We start from the raw sequence: 16,991 nt of genomic DNA on the forward strand, positions 1-16,991 counted from the left end.
GCTACGGCGGAGGTGCAAGAAGCTGAGCCCATGGCGAGCGGCTCCTCCGCTACGCTCCGGACCACTCACTGGAACGGTCGTCGGCGTGGTCCAGGACGCGCAGGCACGCGAGCACGACCAGCGGTAGTGCCGTCGCGAGGGCCGCGCCGAGGACGTTGAACGACACGCCCTCGACCAGGCCGGCCAGCAGGGACGCCACCACGAGCCCCGCCAGCGCCCCCCGGACGGGTGGAAAGACGCCGAGCAGCCGGCGCAGGCCGCCCCAGTCGCGGATCAGGACGAAGGTGGCGTACACCAGCGAGCCGAGCACCAGCACGGTCAGCGGGCTGGTGACCGTGGTGACGACGTTCGCCTCGCCGATGCGCCGGGCGATGAACCCGGCCGTGCCGTCCTGGGTCCACACGAGCAGCCGGCCGACGCTGCTGCGCTGCTCCTCCGGGCGGAACAGGTCGAGCACCGCGAACCCGGTGGTGACGACGAGCGCCGCCGCGAGCGCCCAGAGCAGCCGGGTGATGGTCAGCCAGCCGCCCACGGCCATCGCCGCGGCGACGCAGACCCCGGCGGTGAGGGCGACCGCGCCGGACGCGTCGGCGCCGAGGTACGGGCTGCCGATGACCACCATGCCGACGGCCCCGACGACGGCGATCACGAACGGCCGCCAGCGCCGCTCGAAGCGCTGGGCGAGGGCGGCTCCGCCGAGCAGCACGCCGGTGACGAGCAGGCCGAGGCCGATGACGCCGACGCCCGCGTACCGGCCGCCGACCACGGCCGAGTAGCCGGCCACCCCGTTGAGCTGCAGCCGGGAGCCGGTGAGCACGTCGAACGCGACGGCGAGGGCGGCGATCGTGGCCACCCCGCCGAGGGGCGCGATGGCCCGGCTGCGCGCGGTGATGTAGGCGAGGACGAAGGTGGCCACGGCGAGCACCCCGAGGGTCACGCCGCCGAACATGAGGCCCGGCCACGACCACCGCCACCAGGGCAGCAGGTCGGCGACGAGCGCGGCCGGCACAGCCAGGGAGGCGGCGAGCAGCAGCACCTCGGCGCAGCGCTGCAGCCACTTGGGCGTCGGGGTGTACGACTGCGGTCCGCCGGGCCTTCTCGCCCGGCGCAGCAGCGGTACCGCGGCCAGGAAGATCAGCAGCTCGGCGATCACGAGGCCGGTGAAGAAGTTCGAGCCGACCCGCCGCTGGATGCTCGCCTCGCGGTCGGCGTCGGCCAGGTCGTCGACGGCCGCGGCCAGGTCGGCCGGCCGGCCGGCGGTCATCGACGCGGCCCCGCCGGCGAACAGCTTGCCGGGGATCGGCCGGTCCAGCGCCGAGAGTGCGGTCGGGGCCAGGTCGACGACCTGCACGTAGCCGGGGCGCGACGTCGACGGCGAGGTCAGCCAGCCGCCGGTGTACCCGGGCCCCTGGGCGATGGCGACGTGCAGCCGACCGGTGGCGTCGAGGTCGGACAGGCCGGCGAGCACGACGACGGCCCGCTCCGGCCGACCGGCCATGACGCTCGCCAGCACCGCGTCGGCCCGCCGGGCGTCGCCGGCCCGGTCCGCGGCGCCGCCGCCGTCGATCTGCCCGGCGTCGACCAGGGTGAGCGCGCAGGCGGACAGCAGGCCCTCGTCGACGCCGTCGGCGTACCGGTCGACCCGCCCGTAGGGCCGGGCGGCGGCGACCGCGGCGCCCGGGCCGATCGCCGTGGTGCACCGCACGCCCTCGGCGAGCGCGCCGGGCCGGGCGCCCCAGTGCAGGTTGCGGTTGCGCGCGACGACGTCGGCCTGGTCGGGCAGCAAGGCGCCGGGCTTGTCCGGCGCGTCCGGCTCGATCGCGACGCTGAGCGGCGGGCAGGTCGGGGTGACCGCGCCGGCGGTGTAGATCGCGAAGTTGCCGGCGCCGAGGGTCAGCCAGCCGTCGCCGGCGCAGGTGACCCGCCGGGCCGAGCGGACCGACAGCGCGCCGATCGAGCCGGCCTGGGCGAGCTGCCACATGGTCGGGGTGTCGTCGGGGTTCACGTCGTCCCAGCGCAGCCCGGCGACCCCGACGACGATCACGTAGTCGGCCGCCGGGGCGACCGGGTCGGCGGCCGGGCGCGGGATGAGCGCGACGATGCCGAGCAGTCCGACGAGCAGCGCGAGCAGGGCCGGGGTGAAGCGATGCAGCCGGTGCCGCATCAGCCCTCCCCGCGGGTGCGCAGTTGCGCGTACACCGCCTCGACCTGCTCCACGGTGTCCTCGGCGGTCGGCCAGGTGGCGGCCTGGGCGAGGCCCTTGCGGCCCAGTTCCTCGCGGGCGCCCGGGTCGTCGAGCAGCTCGGCGACCGCGCCGGCGATCCCGTCGACGTCGTGCACCGCCACCAGCCGGGCGGCCGAGCCGACGAGCTCGGGCACGCCGCCGACGGCGGTCGACACCAGCGGTACACCGGCCGCCATCGTCTCCTGCACGAACAGCGGCTGGCCCTCCCACACGCTGGTCGCCACGACGAGGTCGGCCGCGCCGAGCAGGTCGGGCACGTCGTCGCGGTACCCGAGCAGGTGCACCGGCGCGTGCTCGACGGAGATGCGCTGGGCGAGCGGCATGTAGGAGGGGCCGCTGCCGGCGATGGCCACGTAGGGCTGCGGGTCGCGGTCGCGCCAGCGGGCGGCCGCGGCGACGAGCGTCTCGAAGCCCTTCTGCGGGTGCAGGCGGCCGGCGGCGAAGACGAGCGGCTGCCCCGGCTCGACGCCCAGCTCCTCGCGGACGGCGTCCTTGCCGCGGGCGGGCGGGCGCAGGACCGGCGCCGGCACCTTGGCCAGGCGGACGTCCCGCGCGCCGAGCTCCCGGGCCCGCTCGACGAGGTCGGTGGAGACGCCGAGCGTGACGTCGGCGGCCCGGGCGACCCGGCGCTCCAGCGGGTGGTACAGCCGGGCCCGCAGGCCCTGGGCCAGCACCAGGTTGTGCCAGGTGACGACGAGCGGCACGCCGGCCGGGCGGGCGAGCGCGGCGACCAGGCCGGCCCGGAGGCTGTGCGCGTGGATGACGTCGACGCCCTTCAGCGAGCGCCGCAGCGTGCGCACGGCCAGGACGTCGCCCGGCTGCGGGTTGGGCGGGATCTCGACCGGCACGAACACGGCGCCGCGCTCGGCGTAGCGGAACTGCTGGTCGGTCGCCGCCGGCCCGTGCACGCTGACTTGCGCGCCGTGCGCCACCAGGCCGTCGACCAGCATGCCGACGTGCCGTCCGGTGCCGCCCGTGGTCGAGGCCAGCACGAACGCGATGCGCACGCTCAGCCCTTTCTCTTGACGATTCGCCGCAAGGCCGGGCGGTCGGCGACCGCCACCCCGGCGAGGAAGACCACCACCACCACGACTCCGCACAGCATGCCCTGCGCAACGGCTCCACCCGCACCGGGGGTGCTGATCGCGCCACGGGCGGCGAGCCCGGCGACGACCGCGACGGTTCCCGACGCGACGGATGCGGCGAGGGTACGGAGGGTGCCGGCTAACGCCGCCGCGCCCGCCCTGCCGAGGATCGCGAACAGCAGCGCCGCCCCGAGCACGACCATGCCGGCCGAGTTCGCCGCGGCGAGCGCCGGCACCCGGTCGGCGACCGGCAGGACGACCGCGAGCAGCAGCGCGGCGCCGGCGACCGCGGCCCAGCCGAGCGCGGTCGCCGCCGCGGCCGGGTACGCGTTGGCCCCCGCGTACAGGGCGCGGGACAGCAGCGCGAACAGCCCGTAGCCGAGCAGGCCGGGCGCGAACCAGGCGATCGCCCCCGCCAGCGGCCCGATGGCGGGCGGGTGGGAAGCCGTGGCGGCGAGCAGCACCGCGATCGGCCGGGCCAGCACGATCAGCCCGGCGGCGCCGAGCGTGGTGAGCAGCACGACGGTGCGCACGGCCGGGGCGAGGACCCGCGCGAACCCCGCGCGGTCCTGCCTGGCGCCGTGCTCGGCGAGCGCCGGGTAGGTCGTGGTCGCCACCGGCACGGCAAGCACCGCCCAGGGCAGCAGGAAGATCGTCTGCGCCAGGCTGTACACGACGATCGCCCCCTCCCCGGCGTAGCTGGCGAGGCGGATGGCCAGGCCCAGCACGAGCTGCTGGGTGCCGACGGTGACGATGCCGGCGACGGCGAGCGGGCGCAGCGTCCGGACCGTCTCGACCGGCAGCCGGGTCGACGGCCGGACCCGCAGCCCGAGGCGGCTCATCGGGACGACCAGGCACAGCGAGAGGACGGCGACGGCGAGGGTGGTGCCGCCCGACAGCAGCAGGAGGTGCCCGCCGCTGACCCGGCCGAGATCCGTGCCACGGCCGGCGAGCAGACCGAAGGCCACATAGACGGTCATCACGGTGAGGCTCGACAGCAGCGGGGCGATGACGGGCCAGGCGAAGCGGCGGTACGTCTGGAGCGCGCCCGCCAGGACGATGCCGACGCCGTACAACGGCAGCTGGGGCGCGAAGACCCGCAGCATGCCGGTGCCCGCGTCGACGACCTCGGCCGGCTGGCCGTCGGTGAGCAGGCCGACGAGCGGCCGGGCGGCGAGCGCCGTGATCAGCGCGATCGGGGTGAGCAGCAGGACGACCCAGGTGAGCAGGGCGGACACGGTCCGGCCGACGGTCTCGCGGTCGTCCTTGGCCGCCGGGCCGGCGAGCAGGGGGACGACGAGGCTGGCGAGGGCGCCGCCGGCGACCAGCTCGAAGATGATGTTGGGGATCGTGTTGGCGGCCTGGTAGGCGTTGCCGAGGTACGTGGGGCCGACGGACCAGTTGAAGACGAGAATGCGGGCAAATCCGGCAAGGCGGCTCAGAACGGTGAGGCCCGCGACGAGGACCGCCGCGCCGAACAGCCGCTTCGGCGTCACCCGCGCGGATACGGCCGCGGCCTGCGCCGCCCGTCTCGTTCGTCGGTCCCCGGGTCGTCCGCCTCGACCTCCCACAGTGCTTCCCGCGCCTGGCGGTCGTCCATGCCGCCCAGCGCCTCCCGCGCCTGGCGGTCGGCCCGCACCTCCCAGAGCGCCTCCTCCGCCCGCTCGCCGGCCTCGTCGGCCGCGTCCACGGGGGCGCCGGCCGGACGGCGGCCCCACTGGTCGATGCGGTGCAGCAGGGCGTTGCGCTCGATGACCTTGGTGAAGCTCACCTTCTCGCTCGCCGCGGTCAGGGCGACGATCCCGGCGAGCGCGGCGGCGCGGCCGAAGGTCCCGGTGCGGGCGGCGTACGCGGTGCCGAGCAGCGCGCCGAGCGCGTTGGCCCCGGCGTCGCCGAGCATGATCTCCTCGTCGAGGTCGGCCGGCAGCAGCGCGCTCGCGGCGCCGAGCGTGCCGGCCGCGATGCCGCTGCCCGCCAGGGGCGCGCCGACGATCAGGCCCGCCTTCACGGCCCGGCCGGGGCGCAGGTCGAGCAGGTTGAACAGGTTCGCGGCGCCGGCGATGACCCCGGCGCCGAGCAGCACGTCGACCGCCCGCTTGCGGGGCAGCAGCGCGGCCGCGACCAGGCCGGCGGCGCCGACCCCGGCGATCTTGACCAGGCCGCTGGTGACCCGGCCCTCGCGCAGCGCGCCGACGTGGCCGCGGAAGCCCTTGGCGGCGTGCTCGGGCCGCCCGCCGACCAGGTCGTCGTAGAACCCGACCGCACCGGCGCCGAGGCCCGCCACCGCGGTCGCGGCAACCACCCGGCCGCCCGCCTTCCGACCCGTGGCCGCGCCGACGACGGCGCCCGCGGTGGCGCCCAGGGCCAGGGCCGGGCCGCCCGCGAGGGAGACGGTGCGGCCGCGGAAGTTGGTGCGGTCGAGCGCCGGGTTGCCGGCCAGGGCGCGCACGGAGGCGCGGGCGACGGTGCCGCCGACCGGACCGGCCAGCAGGCGGAGCAGCCTACGAACCATTGGCCGCGCTCACCGTCTTCGGTAGCAGGCTGGTCGCGCCGTCGCCGATGCCGTAGTGGCCGGTCTTGCCGCCCAGCCGTTCGACCACCGCCATGACCGCGGCGACCTGCCCGTACGCCGTCACCGCGTTGTCGACCGTGGACACCGACTTGGCGATCGAGGCGTCACCTCGGACCGCCGACACCAGGCCGTTGGCGGAGAGCCCGGCGACCACGACCCGCCCGGCCAGGTCGAACCGGCTGGCGATGGTCAGCGCGGCGGCGTTGCGCTCCTTGGCGTCCTTGCCGCTGGCGGGCGCCCCGGCGACCACGATCACCGCCTCCGCGGGGGTCTTGAAGTCGCCCTGCAGGCCGATGAAGCCGTTCCTCTCGTAGCTGCTGAGCACCGTGCGCGTGCCCTCGACCTGCGCCGCGCCGGACTTGCCGACGAGCACCGCGGCGAGCAGCGCGGCCGAGGTGTCGACGCCGTTGGACTCGGCGGGCAGCGCGCCGCTCACGGCCGGCGGCGCCGACGAGTCGGCCAGGTCGAGCAGAAAGTCGCTGCTGGTGGCGGCGGTGAACTTCTCCTTGATGGTGAGCGTGCCGGTGAGCTTCGCGCCGGCCGTCTCGAGCGTGTTGGCGATGCCCTCGGTGGCCGCGTCGACGTCGTCGTCGCTGCCGTCGAACTTGACCAGGAGCACGTTGCGGTTGGTCAGCTTGCCGTTGAGCAGCATCGGGGCGACCTCGGTCGCGAAGTCGGCGTTCTTCTTCAGCTCCGCCCGCGACTGCTCCAGGTCGTCCCGCAGCTGCTGCTTCTCGTCGGTGATCTTGTTGACCTGGTCGTTGAGGTTCTCGGCGAGCGGCCCGTTGGCCGCCGCGGTCCCCACGACGAGGCCGATGGCGAGCGCCAGGAAGACGGCGGCCAGCGACACCACGTGGTACCGGAAGTTGATCACAACAAATCGCCTGTCTAGTCGCCCACTACGAGAACAGCGTGAAGATCAGGTTGTCCCACCACTCGGCGATGACGCTGAGGTAGGCCCGCCCGATCGTGGTGACGGCCAGCGCGGCGGCCATCGCGGCGATTGCCGATGCGAGCAGCAGGATCAGCGACGAGCCGGAGAGGCTCTGCCGGTACAGCCGGGAGACACCCTTGGCATCGACCAGTTTGCCACCGAGCTTCAGCCGGGTCAGGAAGGTCGAGGCCATGCCGCCGCGGCCCTTGTCGAGGAACTCGATGAGGGTGTTGTGGGTGCCGACCGCCACCAGGAGCGACGCGCCCTTCTCGTCGGCCAGCAGCATCGCGATGTCCTCGCTGGTCGCGGCGGCCGGGAAGGTGATCGCCTCGACCCCGAGCCGCTGCACGCGGGCGAGGCCGGGCGCGCGCCCGTCGGGGTACGCGTGCACGACGACCTCCGCGCCGCAGCGCAGCACGTCGTCGCTCACCGAGTCCATGTCGCCGATGATCATGTCGGGCGTGTACCCGGCCTCGACCAGCGCGTCCGCGCCGCCGTCGACGCCGATGAGGACCGGCTTGTACTCCCGGATGTAGGGCCGCAGCACGTCGATGTCGGCCTTGTAGTCGTAGCCACGCACGACGATCAGGCAGTGCCGCCCGGCGATCTCGGTCTGCACCTCGGGCACGCCGACGCCGTCGAGCAGCAGGGCGCGCTCCTGCTTGAGATACTCCATCGTGTTCGCGGCGAACGCCTCGAGCTGCACCGACAGCCCCTCGCGCGCGTCGGCCATCGCCTCGGCCACGGAGTCGGCGTCCTGCCGCACCCCCTTGGCGACGGCGTCCTCGCCCACGTAGACGGTGTCACCCTCGACGCGGACCACGTCGCCCTCGCGCAGCCGCTCGAACAGCTCCTCGCCCAGGCCGTCGACGAGCGGGATGCCGGCCTTGACCAGCCCCTCGGGCCCCAGGTTGGGATAGCGGCCGGAGACCGACGGCTTCGCGTTCAGCACCGCCGCCACCCCGGCCGCCACGAGAGAGTCGGCCGCGACCCGGTCCAGGTCGACGTGGTCGATGACCGCGATGTCACCCGGGCGCAGGCGACCCACCAGGCGCTTCGTCCGCCGATCCAGCCGCACAACGCCACCGATGACACCCGGCTCGGCGGGCCGGGTGCGGCGTAGAGTTGGTAGTCGCATCGCATCCATCCTGGCATGGACCCTTCCGGAAAGCCGCGCGCGACATGTTCACGACCAGGTGGAACGCCCTCTTCAGGGGTTGGACGTGACGCCCGTCACGTCCCGGTAGTGTCAAGCAGCCGACACTCGGCGTGCGTATTTACGACGCTCCCCGCCCCCTCAAGTCTGCAGAGGGACCACCGTGAGGAGCGCCAGATGGAGACCTTGTCGTCGATCCGCTTGACCCGCGTGCCCAACCTGGCCGGCCAGACCCCGACCGAGGCCGCGGCCGCCCTGCGCGCCGCGGGCCTGGAGCTGGGCGTGATCCGCGAGGTCGGCGCCTCCACCCGCCCCACGGTCCGCGAGCAGTCGACGCTCGCCCTGACGGTGGCCCCGGTGGGAACCCGGGTGAACCTCCTCGTCGGGTGACCCGCCCGGGCTACGCACCGTCCGGCTCGGTCGCGGCACGATCCGACCGCTCCACGACCGCACTCTCTCCCACGACCGCGCCGTCCCCCACGACCGCGCCGTCACCCAGCACCGCGCCTTCACCCACGACCGCGCCCTCCTCCGCGGCGGGGCTGGCCGGCGCCTCGGCGAGCTCGGCCGGTGGCGGCGGCGTCCACCGCCGGACGAGCTCGGCGAACCCGAGCAGCAGGGCCGCCCCGGCGTACGCGAGCAGCAACGCCTTCCACGGCCGGCCCTGGAAGAAGAGCCCGCAGGCGTACCCGATGAGTCCGGCCATCGTCGCCCAGACGCTCACCCCGACCGCCGTCCAGGCCTGGAAGCGCAGCGGCGGATAGCCGACGACTCCGGCGGCAAGGGCCGAGGCCGACCGCCCACCGGGCAGGTACCGCGCGAAGACGAGCACCTGCCCACCCCGGCTGGCGAGGGTGCGGCGAGCCCAGGAGTACGCGGCCAGCCCTCGGGACTTCCCCTGCAGCCGCCGCAGCACCCCGGCCCCGGCCCGGACCCCGATCCGGTACGAAACGACATCCCCGACAAAAGCCCCACTGGCGGCGGCCGCGATGACGAGCGCGATGGCGGGATGCCCGGTCTCGGCGGAGGCAACAGCGACAGCGATCAACGTGGACTCGCTGGGCGACAACGGCACGATGGCGTCGAGGCCGGCCACCACGAACACGATCACGATGATCCAGGGCGAGGCCGCGACGGTGTCCACCACAGCGCGCAACCTACGGCGACGAGACGAACACCAAGCGGCTCATTGTTGACCGCACGAGGTCAACTCGCCCGCGGAACCCGGACGCCACCCGCCTCGACCTACTCCGATGCCACGACGGCCCAGCCGAGTGTCGCACCCCGTCACCGGCGCACCCGAACCCCCGACGGGCAGCAGGTCCGCTGCGGACCTCACCCCACGGGACACCCTGCGGCGGGCACACCCCTCCCCCAGGGCCGGAGGGAGGCCGCCCGGACTAGTGCGACGCCTTCTCCCGATCCGCCACCGACAGCAGCTCCTCGGCGTGCGCGATCCCCAGATCCGAATCCGGCAACCCGGCCAGCATCCGCGCCAGCTCCCGAGCCCGATCCGTGTGCTCCACGACCCGCACCCCGCTCGTCGTGACCGCGCCCCCGGTGTCCTTCGCCACGACCAGATGCCGGTCGGCGAAGGCGGCCACCTGCGGCAGGTGCGTCACCACGAGCACCTGGTGGTCGCGGGCCAGCCGGGCCAGCCGCTTGCCGATCTCGACCGCCGCCGTGCCACCGACACCCGCGTCGACCTCGTCGAAGACCAGGGTGGGCGGGCCGCCGACGCCCGCGAACACGACCTCGATCGCGAGCATCACCCGGGACAGCTCGCCGCCCGAGGCGCCCTTCTGCAGCGGCTGGGCGGGGGCGCCCGGGTGCGGCAGGAGGCGCAGCTCGATGTCGTCGGCGCCGTCCGGGCCGACGCCGCACTCGGCGCCGGTGGGCGTGGGGACGGTCGGGCCGTTGCCGGCCGGCTTGGGGACGACGACGACCTCGATGCGGGCGTGCGGCATCGCCAGCCCGGCCAGCTCGACCGTCACGTCGGCGGCGAAGCGGCCGGCGGCCTCGCGGCGCGCGGTGGACAGCACCGTCGCCAGCTCGGCGACCTCGCCGTGGAGCCGCTGCCGCTCCCGGTCGAGCTCCTCGAGCAGCTCGTCGGAGGTGTCGAGCTCGGCGAGCTTGGTGCGGGCCTTGTCGGCCCAGGCGACGACCCCGTCGACGTCCTCGGCGTACTTCCGCGTGAGGGCCCGCAGCGCCGCCCGCCGCTCATACACCTCCTGGAGGCGCCCGGGGTCGGCGTCAAGCGACGCCAGATAGGTGCCCAGCTCGGTCGACACGTCACCGGCGAGGGTCGCCACCTCGTCGAGGCGGGCCGCCAGCTCCCCGAGCACGCGGTCGACGCCGGCCTGGGCCTCCATGGTGCGGCGGGCCGTCGAGATCAGGCTCAGCACGTCGGTGACGTCGTCGCCCTCGCCGGTGCCCGCGAGGGCCACGTGCGCGAGCTGGGCCGCGCTGCGCAGCCCCTCGACGTGCTCCAGGCGCTGGGCCTCCTCGCGGAGCAGCTCGTCCTCGCCGGGCTGCGGGTCGACGCGGCTGATCTCGTCGAGGCCGAGCCGCAGCAGGTCGGCCTCCTGCGAACGCTGCCGGGCGTTGGCGCGGCGGTCGGCGAGGTCCTCCTCGACGGCCCGCCACCGCTGGTAGACCTCGGCGAACCGGCCGAGCAGCTTCTCGTGCTCCGGCCCCGCGTAGCGGTCGAGCGCGCCCCGCTGCTCGGCCGGGCGCAGCAGCCGCAGCTGGTCGGACTGGCCGTGCAGGGCGAACACCCGCTCGCCGACCTCGGCCAGGACCGCGACCGGCACCGTGCGCCCGCCGACGTGGGCGCGGGAGCGGCCCTCGACCGTCAGCGTGCGGCTCATCAGCAGGGTGCCGTCGTCCTCGACCTCGCCGCCCGCCTCGGACACCCTGCTCTGCACGGCGGCGCGCACGTGCGCGGGCAGGGTCAGCCGGCCGTCGACCGTGGCCCGGCCCGGCTCGGCGCGCACCCGCCCCGCGTCGGCGCGGCCGCCGAAGAGCAGGTTGAGGCTGGTCACGACCATGGTCTTGCCCGCGCCGGTCTCACCTGTGATCACGGTCAGGCCCGGCCCGAGGGGCAGCGTGGCGTCTTCGATCACGCCCAGTCCGGTAATGCGGAGTTCCTCCAGCACGTCAGAGACACTAGCCGCGAGGTACGACAGTTCTCCACTCAGCCGTGCCGTTTGTTGTGCCGCCAACCCTCGACCGGGAGACCGAACTTCGCCACGAGCCGGTCGGTGAACGCCCGCTCACGCAGCCGGACCACGCGGACGGGCAACGCTCCCCGCCGTACCGTCACCGTCGATCCGGGCGCGAGATCCATGACCCGCCGTCCGTCGCACGACAGGAGGGCGAAGCTCGTGAACGGCTCGACGTTGACCGTGATCGTCGACGACGGCGCGATCACCAGGGGCCGGCTGAACAGGGCGTGCGCGCTGATCGGCACGAGCAGCAGGGCCTCCAGCTCGGGCCACACGACGGGGCCGCCGGCCGAGAACGCGTACGCGGTCGAGCCGGTCGGCGTGGCACACACCACCCCGTCGCAGCCGTACCGCGACAACGGCCGCCCGTCGACCTCGACGAGCAGCTCCAGCATCTTCTCGCGGGCGCCCTTCTCGACGGTGACCTCGTTGAGAGCCCAGGAGTTCCCGATGAGCCGCCCGTCGTGCTCGGCGGTGACGTCGATCGTGAGCCGCTCGTCGACGGTGTACGTCCCCTCGACGACCTCCCGCACCGCCTTGTCGACGTCGCCGATCTCGGCCTCGGCGAGGAACCCGACCTTGCCCAGGTTGATCCCGAGCAGCGGCGCCTTCGCGGGCCGGGCCAGCTCCGCCGCGCGCAGCAGGGTGCCGTCGCCGCCGAGCGCGAACACGATCTCGACCCCCTGCGCGGCAGCCTCACCACTCACCGGCACCGCACGCGGAATCTCCAGCTGCGCCGCCTCCTCGGCGAGGACCCGCACGGTGAAGCCGTTGTCGACGAGGTCGGCCGCGACGACCCGGGCGTGCTCGTTGTTGCTCGCCTTGCCGGTATGCGTGACGAGCAGGGCCTCACGCGCGCTCATTCGACCTCCGCTTCGCTCCGGTCGCCCGAGCTCCTCGCTGAGCCCCTGGTGACCGGCCCCTCCGCTGCGCTCCGGACCGCTCACGCACCCTCCACACAGGAAGCCACCGCCGCCGGGTCCACGGGCGGCGCGTCCCGCCGCAGCCACAGGAAGAACTCGACGTTGCCCGACGGCCCGGGCAGCGGGCTCACCGTCACCCCGGCCACGCCCAGCCCCAGCCCGGCGGCGGCCGCGGCCACGTCCAGCACGGCCTCGGTGCGCAGCTCGGGCGAGCGGACCACGCCGCCGTCGCCGACGCGCTCCTTGCCGACCTCGAACTGCGGCTTCACCATCGGCACCAGGTCGCCGTCCGGCGCGGTGCACGCGGCGAGCGCCGGCAGCACCAGCCGCAGCGAGATGAACGACAGGTCGGCGACGGTGAGCTCGCAGGGCCCGCCGATCGCGTCCGGGGTGAGCGTGCGCACGTTGGTGCGCTCGATGTTGGTCACGCGCGGATCGGTGCGCAGCGACCAGGCGATCTGGCCGTAGCCGACGTCCACCGCGACGACGGAGCCCGCGCCCCGGCGCAGCAGCACGTCGGTGAACCCGCCGGTCGAGGCGCCCGCGTCGAGGCAGCGGCGCCCCCGCACCGGCAGCTTCTCGAACGCGTCGAGCGCCCCGGCGAGCTTGTGGCCGCCCCGCGACACGTACTCGTCGCCGGCGACCTCCACCACCCGCACCGGGTCGGCCGGGTCGACCTGTGCGGCGGCCTTGGCCGCCACGTTGCCACGCACCTCGACCCGCCCCTCGGCGATCAGCGCGGCCGCCTGCTCGCGCGAGCGGGCCAGCCCGCGGCGCACCAGCTCCGCGTCGAGTCGGGTCCGGCGCGCCATCCTGCCTGCAGCTCCCTCAGCGTTCCTCGATCGTGCCCAGCGTCTCCTGGAGCGTGCGGTGAGCGTCGGCGTAGACGGACACCTGCTGCTTCAGCGGAAGCGACGCTACCTCGCGCAACGACTCGACCGCCGCCTCGACCCGCCCCAAACTGGCCGCGCCGGGCGGACCCGGCACCGGACCGGGGACGGGCGGCCCGGGAACCGGGGCGGTCACGACGCCGTCTTCCGCGCGCGGGTGGTCTTCTTCACCGGCAGCTTGTCAGAGGCGGGCCCGGCCTCGGACGCCTCGGCGATCTGGTTGATGGCGGCCTTCGCGGCGACCTTCTTCGCGGGCGCGCTCTTCTTCACCGGGACGCGCTTCGCGGGCGGCGGCGTGACCGGCGCCACAGCCTTCTTCGCCGTGGTCCGCTTCGCGACCGCCTCGGCCCCGACCGGCTCCGCGGCCGTCTTCTTCGCCACCGTCCGCTTCGCGGGAGCCTTGGCGGGAGCCTTCGCGGGAGCCTTCGCGGGAGCCGCCTTGACCGCCTCGGCTCCGACCGGCTCGGCGGGCGCCGCCGGCACCGCCGGAGCGGCCGTGGCCGCCTTGAGCTGCGCCTCCAGCTCGTGCACCCGGGTCGTGAGCGCCGAGACCTCGTCGGCGGTGGCCAGGCCGACCGCCCCGAGCGCCCGGTCCAGCTCGTACCGGACCAGCTTCGTCACCGCCTCACGGTTCGCCGAGCCGGCCTTCAGCAGGTCCTCGGCCATCGCCTGGAGCTGCTCCGCCGTCGCCCCGCTCTTGCCGACGAGGCGCCGCACCGTCTTGGTGGCCTTCTTCGTCGTCGCCTCGGTCATGCCGTAGGCCAGTTCCAGGTACGCCCGCCATGCTTCCTGCGCCATATTGCGTCTCTCCTCCAAGTGGTGTACCGCCTTCACGCTACCGGGCGGTTCGGGGCGGCGTACGGTACCGTCGGTTTCCACGTGTCACAGCGTCCGTAGTGGACGGAACGGGGGATCGGATGGCCACGGTCGACGAGTGCCGCGAGGCGCTGCAGAAGCTCGCGGCAAAGCTCGCGGCCAACGCCGCCGAGGCGCGCGAGAAGCTCGACTTCGACCGGTCGCTCGCCTGCCGCGTCACCGACCTCGACATCGCCTTCCACGGCCAGCTGCAGGGCGGCCAGATCAGCGGCCTCACCGACGGCGACGACCCCCGCGCGAAGATCAAGCTCACCGCGTCGAGCGACGACCTGGTCGCCCTCGTCAACGGCGAGCTCAACGTCATGTCGGCCTGGACGAGCGGCCGCATCAAGATCGACGCGGGCGTCTTCGACCTGCTGAAGCTCCGCAAGCTCCTCTAGCCCGGCGCTCCGAGCCGCTGCACCGGAGCCTCGCCCCCAGCCGCCTTTCCGGGCGGCCGCTGGGCCTCTCCGCCGGGTGCCTGCCGGCCCTTCTACGCGAGCTTCAGGCGACGCAGGGCGGCCTTGGCGGCCTCCCCGGATCCGACGACGGGCCGCACGGCACCGGCGGCCCAGGCGACCGCACAGAGCGCGGTGAGCGCGTCCACGGCCCGCCCGTCGCCCGAGAGCTCCCAGGCCCCGTCGAGCTCCTTGACGGTCCATTCCCCCGGGTGTGCCGCATGTGCCGGCTCAAACAGCCCACCGAGGTCCTCGGCGACGAACGTCGGCCGCCGCTCGACCGGGGCGGCGAGCAGCTCGGCGGCGTCGGAGACCCCGGTCAGCACGAGCAGGCTGTCCATCCCGGCCCGGTACGCGCCCTCGATGTCGGTGTCCAGCCGGTCCCCGACCACGATCGGCCGGCTGGCGCCGCGCTCGCGGGCGGCCTCCAGGAACAACCCCGGGTCGGGCTTCCCGACGATCATGTCCGGCTGCCGGCCGAGCGCCGTCGCCAGCGCGACCACGAGCGACCCGTTGCCGGGCAGCGGCCCCCGTGGCGACGGCAGCGTCTTGTCGGCGTTGGTGGCGATCCAGTCGGCGCCGCCGCGGATCGCCACGGAGGCGTCGCCGAGGTCGCGCATCCGCACGTCCGGCCCGTACCCCTGCACCACGACCCGCGCCTCCCCGGCCTCGGTGACGGGCGTGAGCCCGGCCCCGACCACCTCGTCGCGCAGCGCCGGGGCGCCGAGCACGAGCACCGGCGTCCCGGCCGGGTACCGCTCGGCGAGCAGCAGCGCCGTCGCGTGCGCCGACGTCACCACCTCGCCGGTCTCGGCCGGGATCCCGATCCGGGTCAGCAGCGCGGCGACGTCCTGCGGCAGCCGCGAGGCGTTGTTCGTCGCGTACGCGCTGGGGATCCCCCGCTCGCGCAGCCGCGCAGACGCCTCGGCCGCGCCGGGGATGACCTGGTCGACCAGGTACAGGACGCCGTCGAGGTCGAAGATGACGAGGTCGTAGTGCCCGACCAGGTCCCCCTCGCCCGCCTGCCCGTCAGCCACGCGGCCCGCGCTCCTCACGCTCGTCGTCCTTGCTCACCGACCCGGCGCCGCTGCCGTCGTCCTTGCTGTCGTCCCTGCTGTCGTCCTTGCCACTGTCCTTGCCGCCGTGCTGGTCGGCGTCGTCACCGTGGTCGCCGTCGAGCTCGTCGTCCGGCTCGGCCGCGTCGCCGTCCTTCTCGTCCTCGTCGTCCGCGTCCTCGCCGAGGTGCTCGTCCTCGTCGTCGGCGTCCCCGTCCCGCTCGTCGTCGAAGTCGTCACCCTCGGCGTCGTCTTGGTCGTCTTCGTCGTCGTCGAGGTCGTCCTCGTCGTCGTAATCGTCGTCCTCATCGTCGTCGAGGTCGTCGTCTTCGTCGTCGAGGTCGTCTTCGTCCTCGTCGTCGTAGTCGTCCTCGTCGTCGTAATCGTCCGCGTCCTCGTCGTCGTCCTCGTCGTCCGCGTAGTCGTCCTCGTCGCGGTCGTCGTCCTCGTCGTCGAGGTCCTCGTCGCCTTCGTCGTCGTCCTCGCCGGCGGCGGCACGGCCCCGGAACTCGTCCTCGACGTCCTCGTCCGACTCGTCGTCGGTGTCGCCGTCGAGCACGATCCCGTCGAGCTCGAGCAGCCGCTCGGCCGCGTCGGTCCGCAGCTCCTCGTCGAGGTCGGCGGCCCGCGCGAACCACTCGCGCGCCTCTTCCCGCCGCCCGGCCCGCAGCAGCGCATCGGCGTACGCGTACCGCAGCCGCGCCGCCCACGGCGCGTCCGGCGCCGACGTCAGCTCGCGCACCTGCAGCATCGCCACGGCGGCGTCGTTCTGCCCGAGGTCCCCACGGGCCCCGGCCGCCACGATGAGCAGCTCGACGATCTCCTCGGCGGACAGCTTCTCGCGGTCCGCCTCCCGGAACATGTCGATCGCCTTCTCCGGCCGCCCGAGCGCCCGCTCACAGTCGGCGATGATCGCGATGTGCGTCTCACGCCCGGTCATCCGCCGGTACGTGCGCAACTCCCCGAGCGCCGTCTGCCACTCCCCGGCGTGGTACGCGGCCAGCCCGGCCGCCTCCCGCACCACCGCCACCCGCGAGGCCTTCCGCCGCGCCACGAGCGCGTGGGCGAGCGCCAGCTCCGGGTCGGAGTCGAGCAGCTGCCCGGCGGCCACGAGCCGTCGCGCCACCTCCTCGGCGACCGGCCGGGCGAGCGAGCTCAGCTCCGCCCGCACCTCGCGGTCCAGCTCCGCCGGCGAGATTCCCTCGTCCAGCACCGGGTCGGACACCCGGCTCACGGCACCCTCGACGTCCTCGCCCCCGGCGAACCCGGGGTCACTCAGCCGCGGCCGGTACCCACCGGCGTCCGTCCGCCGCAGCCCGTCACCCGGGTGACCACCCGAGTCCCGGTCGCGGAACCGGTCGGACTGCCCGTCGCGCGGCCGCTCCCGGTCGCGGAACCGGTCCTGGCGGTCCCCGCCCCGGTACCCACCGGGGCGCTCCCCACGGAGCCCGCCGGCGCGGCCGCCGTCCCGGTCCCGGAAGCCTCCTGGACGGTCCCCACGGGGCGCACCGTCGCGGTCCCGGAACCCGCCGGACGGCCGGTCGCCGCGCGGCCCGCCGTCCCGGTCACCCCGGTACCCGCCGGACGGACG

15 protein-coding genes and 1 pseudogene are annotated in these 16,991 nt (G+C 74.7%); 2 read left to right on the forward strand and 14 right to left on the reverse strand.

Features of this window, described 5'->3' with window-relative positions:
- Window positions 1–49: 49 nt before the first annotated feature.
- The 6 genes and pseudogenes from IEZ31_RS02495 to steA form a co-directional block, all read right to left on the reverse strand.
- A complete protein-coding gene (locus IEZ31_RS02495; RefSeq protein ID WP_190248019.1) occupies window positions 50–2,164 on the reverse strand; it encodes a hypothetical protein in 2,115 nt (704 codons plus the stop codon).
- Window positions 2,164–3,195, reverse strand: coding sequence for a glycosyltransferase family 4 protein (locus tag IEZ31_RS02500; RefSeq protein WP_373294482.1), 1,032 nt, complete (start codon window positions 3,193–3,195; stop codon window positions 2,164–2,166). The genes IEZ31_RS02495 and IEZ31_RS02500 overlap by 1 nt, the downstream gene beginning before the upstream one ends.
- Before the next feature lie 59 nt (window positions 3,196–3,254).
- Entirely contained in the window at window positions 3,255–4,826 is a 1,572-nt protein-coding gene (gene murJ / locus IEZ31_RS02505) for a murein biosynthesis integral membrane protein MurJ (RefSeq protein ID WP_190248021.1), read from the reverse strand.
- Between the two features lie 203 nt (window positions 4,827–5,029).
- Window positions 5,030–5,842: pseudogene (locus tag IEZ31_RS02510) on the reverse strand (hypothetical protein); the annotation flags it as partial.
- A complete protein-coding gene (locus IEZ31_RS02515) occupies window positions 5,832–6,776 on the reverse strand; it encodes a copper transporter (protein WP_190248022.1) in 945 nt (314 codons plus the stop codon). The pseudogene IEZ31_RS02510 and the gene IEZ31_RS02515, both read right to left, overlap by 11 nt.
- A gap of 25 nt (window positions 6,777–6,801) precedes the next feature.
- On the reverse strand, window positions 6,802–7,974 hold the full coding sequence (steA, locus tag IEZ31_RS02520; RefSeq protein ID WP_190248023.1) for a putative cytokinetic ring protein SteA: 1,173 nt from the start codon (window positions 7,972–7,974) through the stop codon (window positions 6,802–6,804).
- A gap of 195 nt (window positions 7,975–8,169) precedes the next feature.
- On the opposite strand from steA, the gene IEZ31_RS02525 reads away from it, so the two are divergent.
- A complete protein-coding gene (locus tag IEZ31_RS02525) occupies window positions 8,170–8,382 on the forward strand; it encodes a PASTA domain-containing protein (protein WP_190248024.1) in 213 nt (70 codons plus the stop codon).
- Between the two features lie 10 nt (window positions 8,383–8,392).
- Here IEZ31_RS02525 and IEZ31_RS02530 read toward each other — a convergent pair whose 3' ends face one another.
- The 6 genes from IEZ31_RS02530 to IEZ31_RS02560 form a co-directional block, all read right to left on the reverse strand.
- Window positions 8,393–9,139 carry a DedA family protein gene (locus IEZ31_RS02530; protein WP_190248025.1) on the reverse strand — a complete coding sequence of 249 codons (747 nt, stop codon included), beginning with the start codon at window positions 9,137–9,139 and terminating at the stop codon, window positions 8,393–8,395.
- Window positions 9,140–9,392: 253 nt separating this feature from the next.
- Window positions 9,393–11,150, reverse strand: a complete 1,758-nt coding sequence (gene recN, locus IEZ31_RS02535) for a DNA repair protein RecN (RefSeq protein WP_190248026.1) — start codon at window positions 11,148–11,150, stop codon at window positions 9,393–9,395.
- A gap of 38 nt (window positions 11,151–11,188) precedes the next feature.
- Window positions 11,189–12,082, reverse strand: coding sequence for an NAD kinase (locus IEZ31_RS02540; protein WP_190248027.1), 894 nt, complete (start codon window positions 12,080–12,082; stop codon window positions 11,189–11,191).
- Window positions 12,083–12,162: 80 nt separating this feature from the next.
- Entirely contained in the window at window positions 12,163–12,954 is a 792-nt protein-coding gene (locus tag IEZ31_RS02545; protein WP_190248028.1) for a TlyA family RNA methyltransferase, read from the reverse strand.
- Window positions 12,955–12,970: 16 nt separating this feature from the next.
- Window positions 12,971–13,168: a hypothetical protein gene (locus IEZ31_RS02550; protein WP_190248029.1), complete on the reverse strand. Its 198-nt coding sequence runs from the start codon at window positions 13,166–13,168 to the stop codon at window positions 12,971–12,973.
- The gene (locus tag IEZ31_RS02560) at window positions 13,165–13,830 is read right to left on the reverse strand and encodes a hypothetical protein (protein ID WP_229834003.1); all 666 of its coding nucleotides are present in this window, start codon (window positions 13,828–13,830) and stop codon (window positions 13,165–13,167) included. The genes IEZ31_RS02550 and IEZ31_RS02560 overlap by 4 nt, the downstream gene beginning before the upstream one ends.
- 119 nt (window positions 13,831–13,949) lie before the next feature.
- Here IEZ31_RS02560 and IEZ31_RS02565 point away from each other — a divergent pair, with 119 nt between their 5' ends.
- On the forward strand, window positions 13,950–14,288 hold the full coding sequence (locus tag IEZ31_RS02565) for an SCP2 sterol-binding domain-containing protein (RefSeq protein ID WP_190248031.1): 339 nt from the start codon (window positions 13,950–13,952) through the stop codon (window positions 14,286–14,288).
- Window positions 14,289–14,380: 92 nt separating this feature from the next.
- Here IEZ31_RS02565 and IEZ31_RS02570 read toward each other — a convergent pair whose 3' ends face one another.
- On the reverse strand, window positions 14,381–15,382 hold the full coding sequence (locus IEZ31_RS02570) for an HAD-IIA family hydrolase (RefSeq protein WP_190248032.1): 1,002 nt from the start codon (window positions 15,380–15,382) through the stop codon (window positions 14,381–14,383).
- Window positions 15,375–16,991: tetratricopeptide repeat protein (locus IEZ31_RS56015; RefSeq protein ID WP_229834004.1), on the reverse strand; the 1,617-nt coding region annotated here is incomplete at its 5' end. The genes IEZ31_RS56015 and IEZ31_RS02570, both read right to left, overlap by 8 nt.

It is taken from the genome of Dactylosporangium sucinum (genome assembly GCF_014647515.1).
Classification (GTDB): domain Bacteria; phylum Actinomycetota; class Actinomycetes; order Mycobacteriales; family Micromonosporaceae; genus Dactylosporangium; species Dactylosporangium sucinum.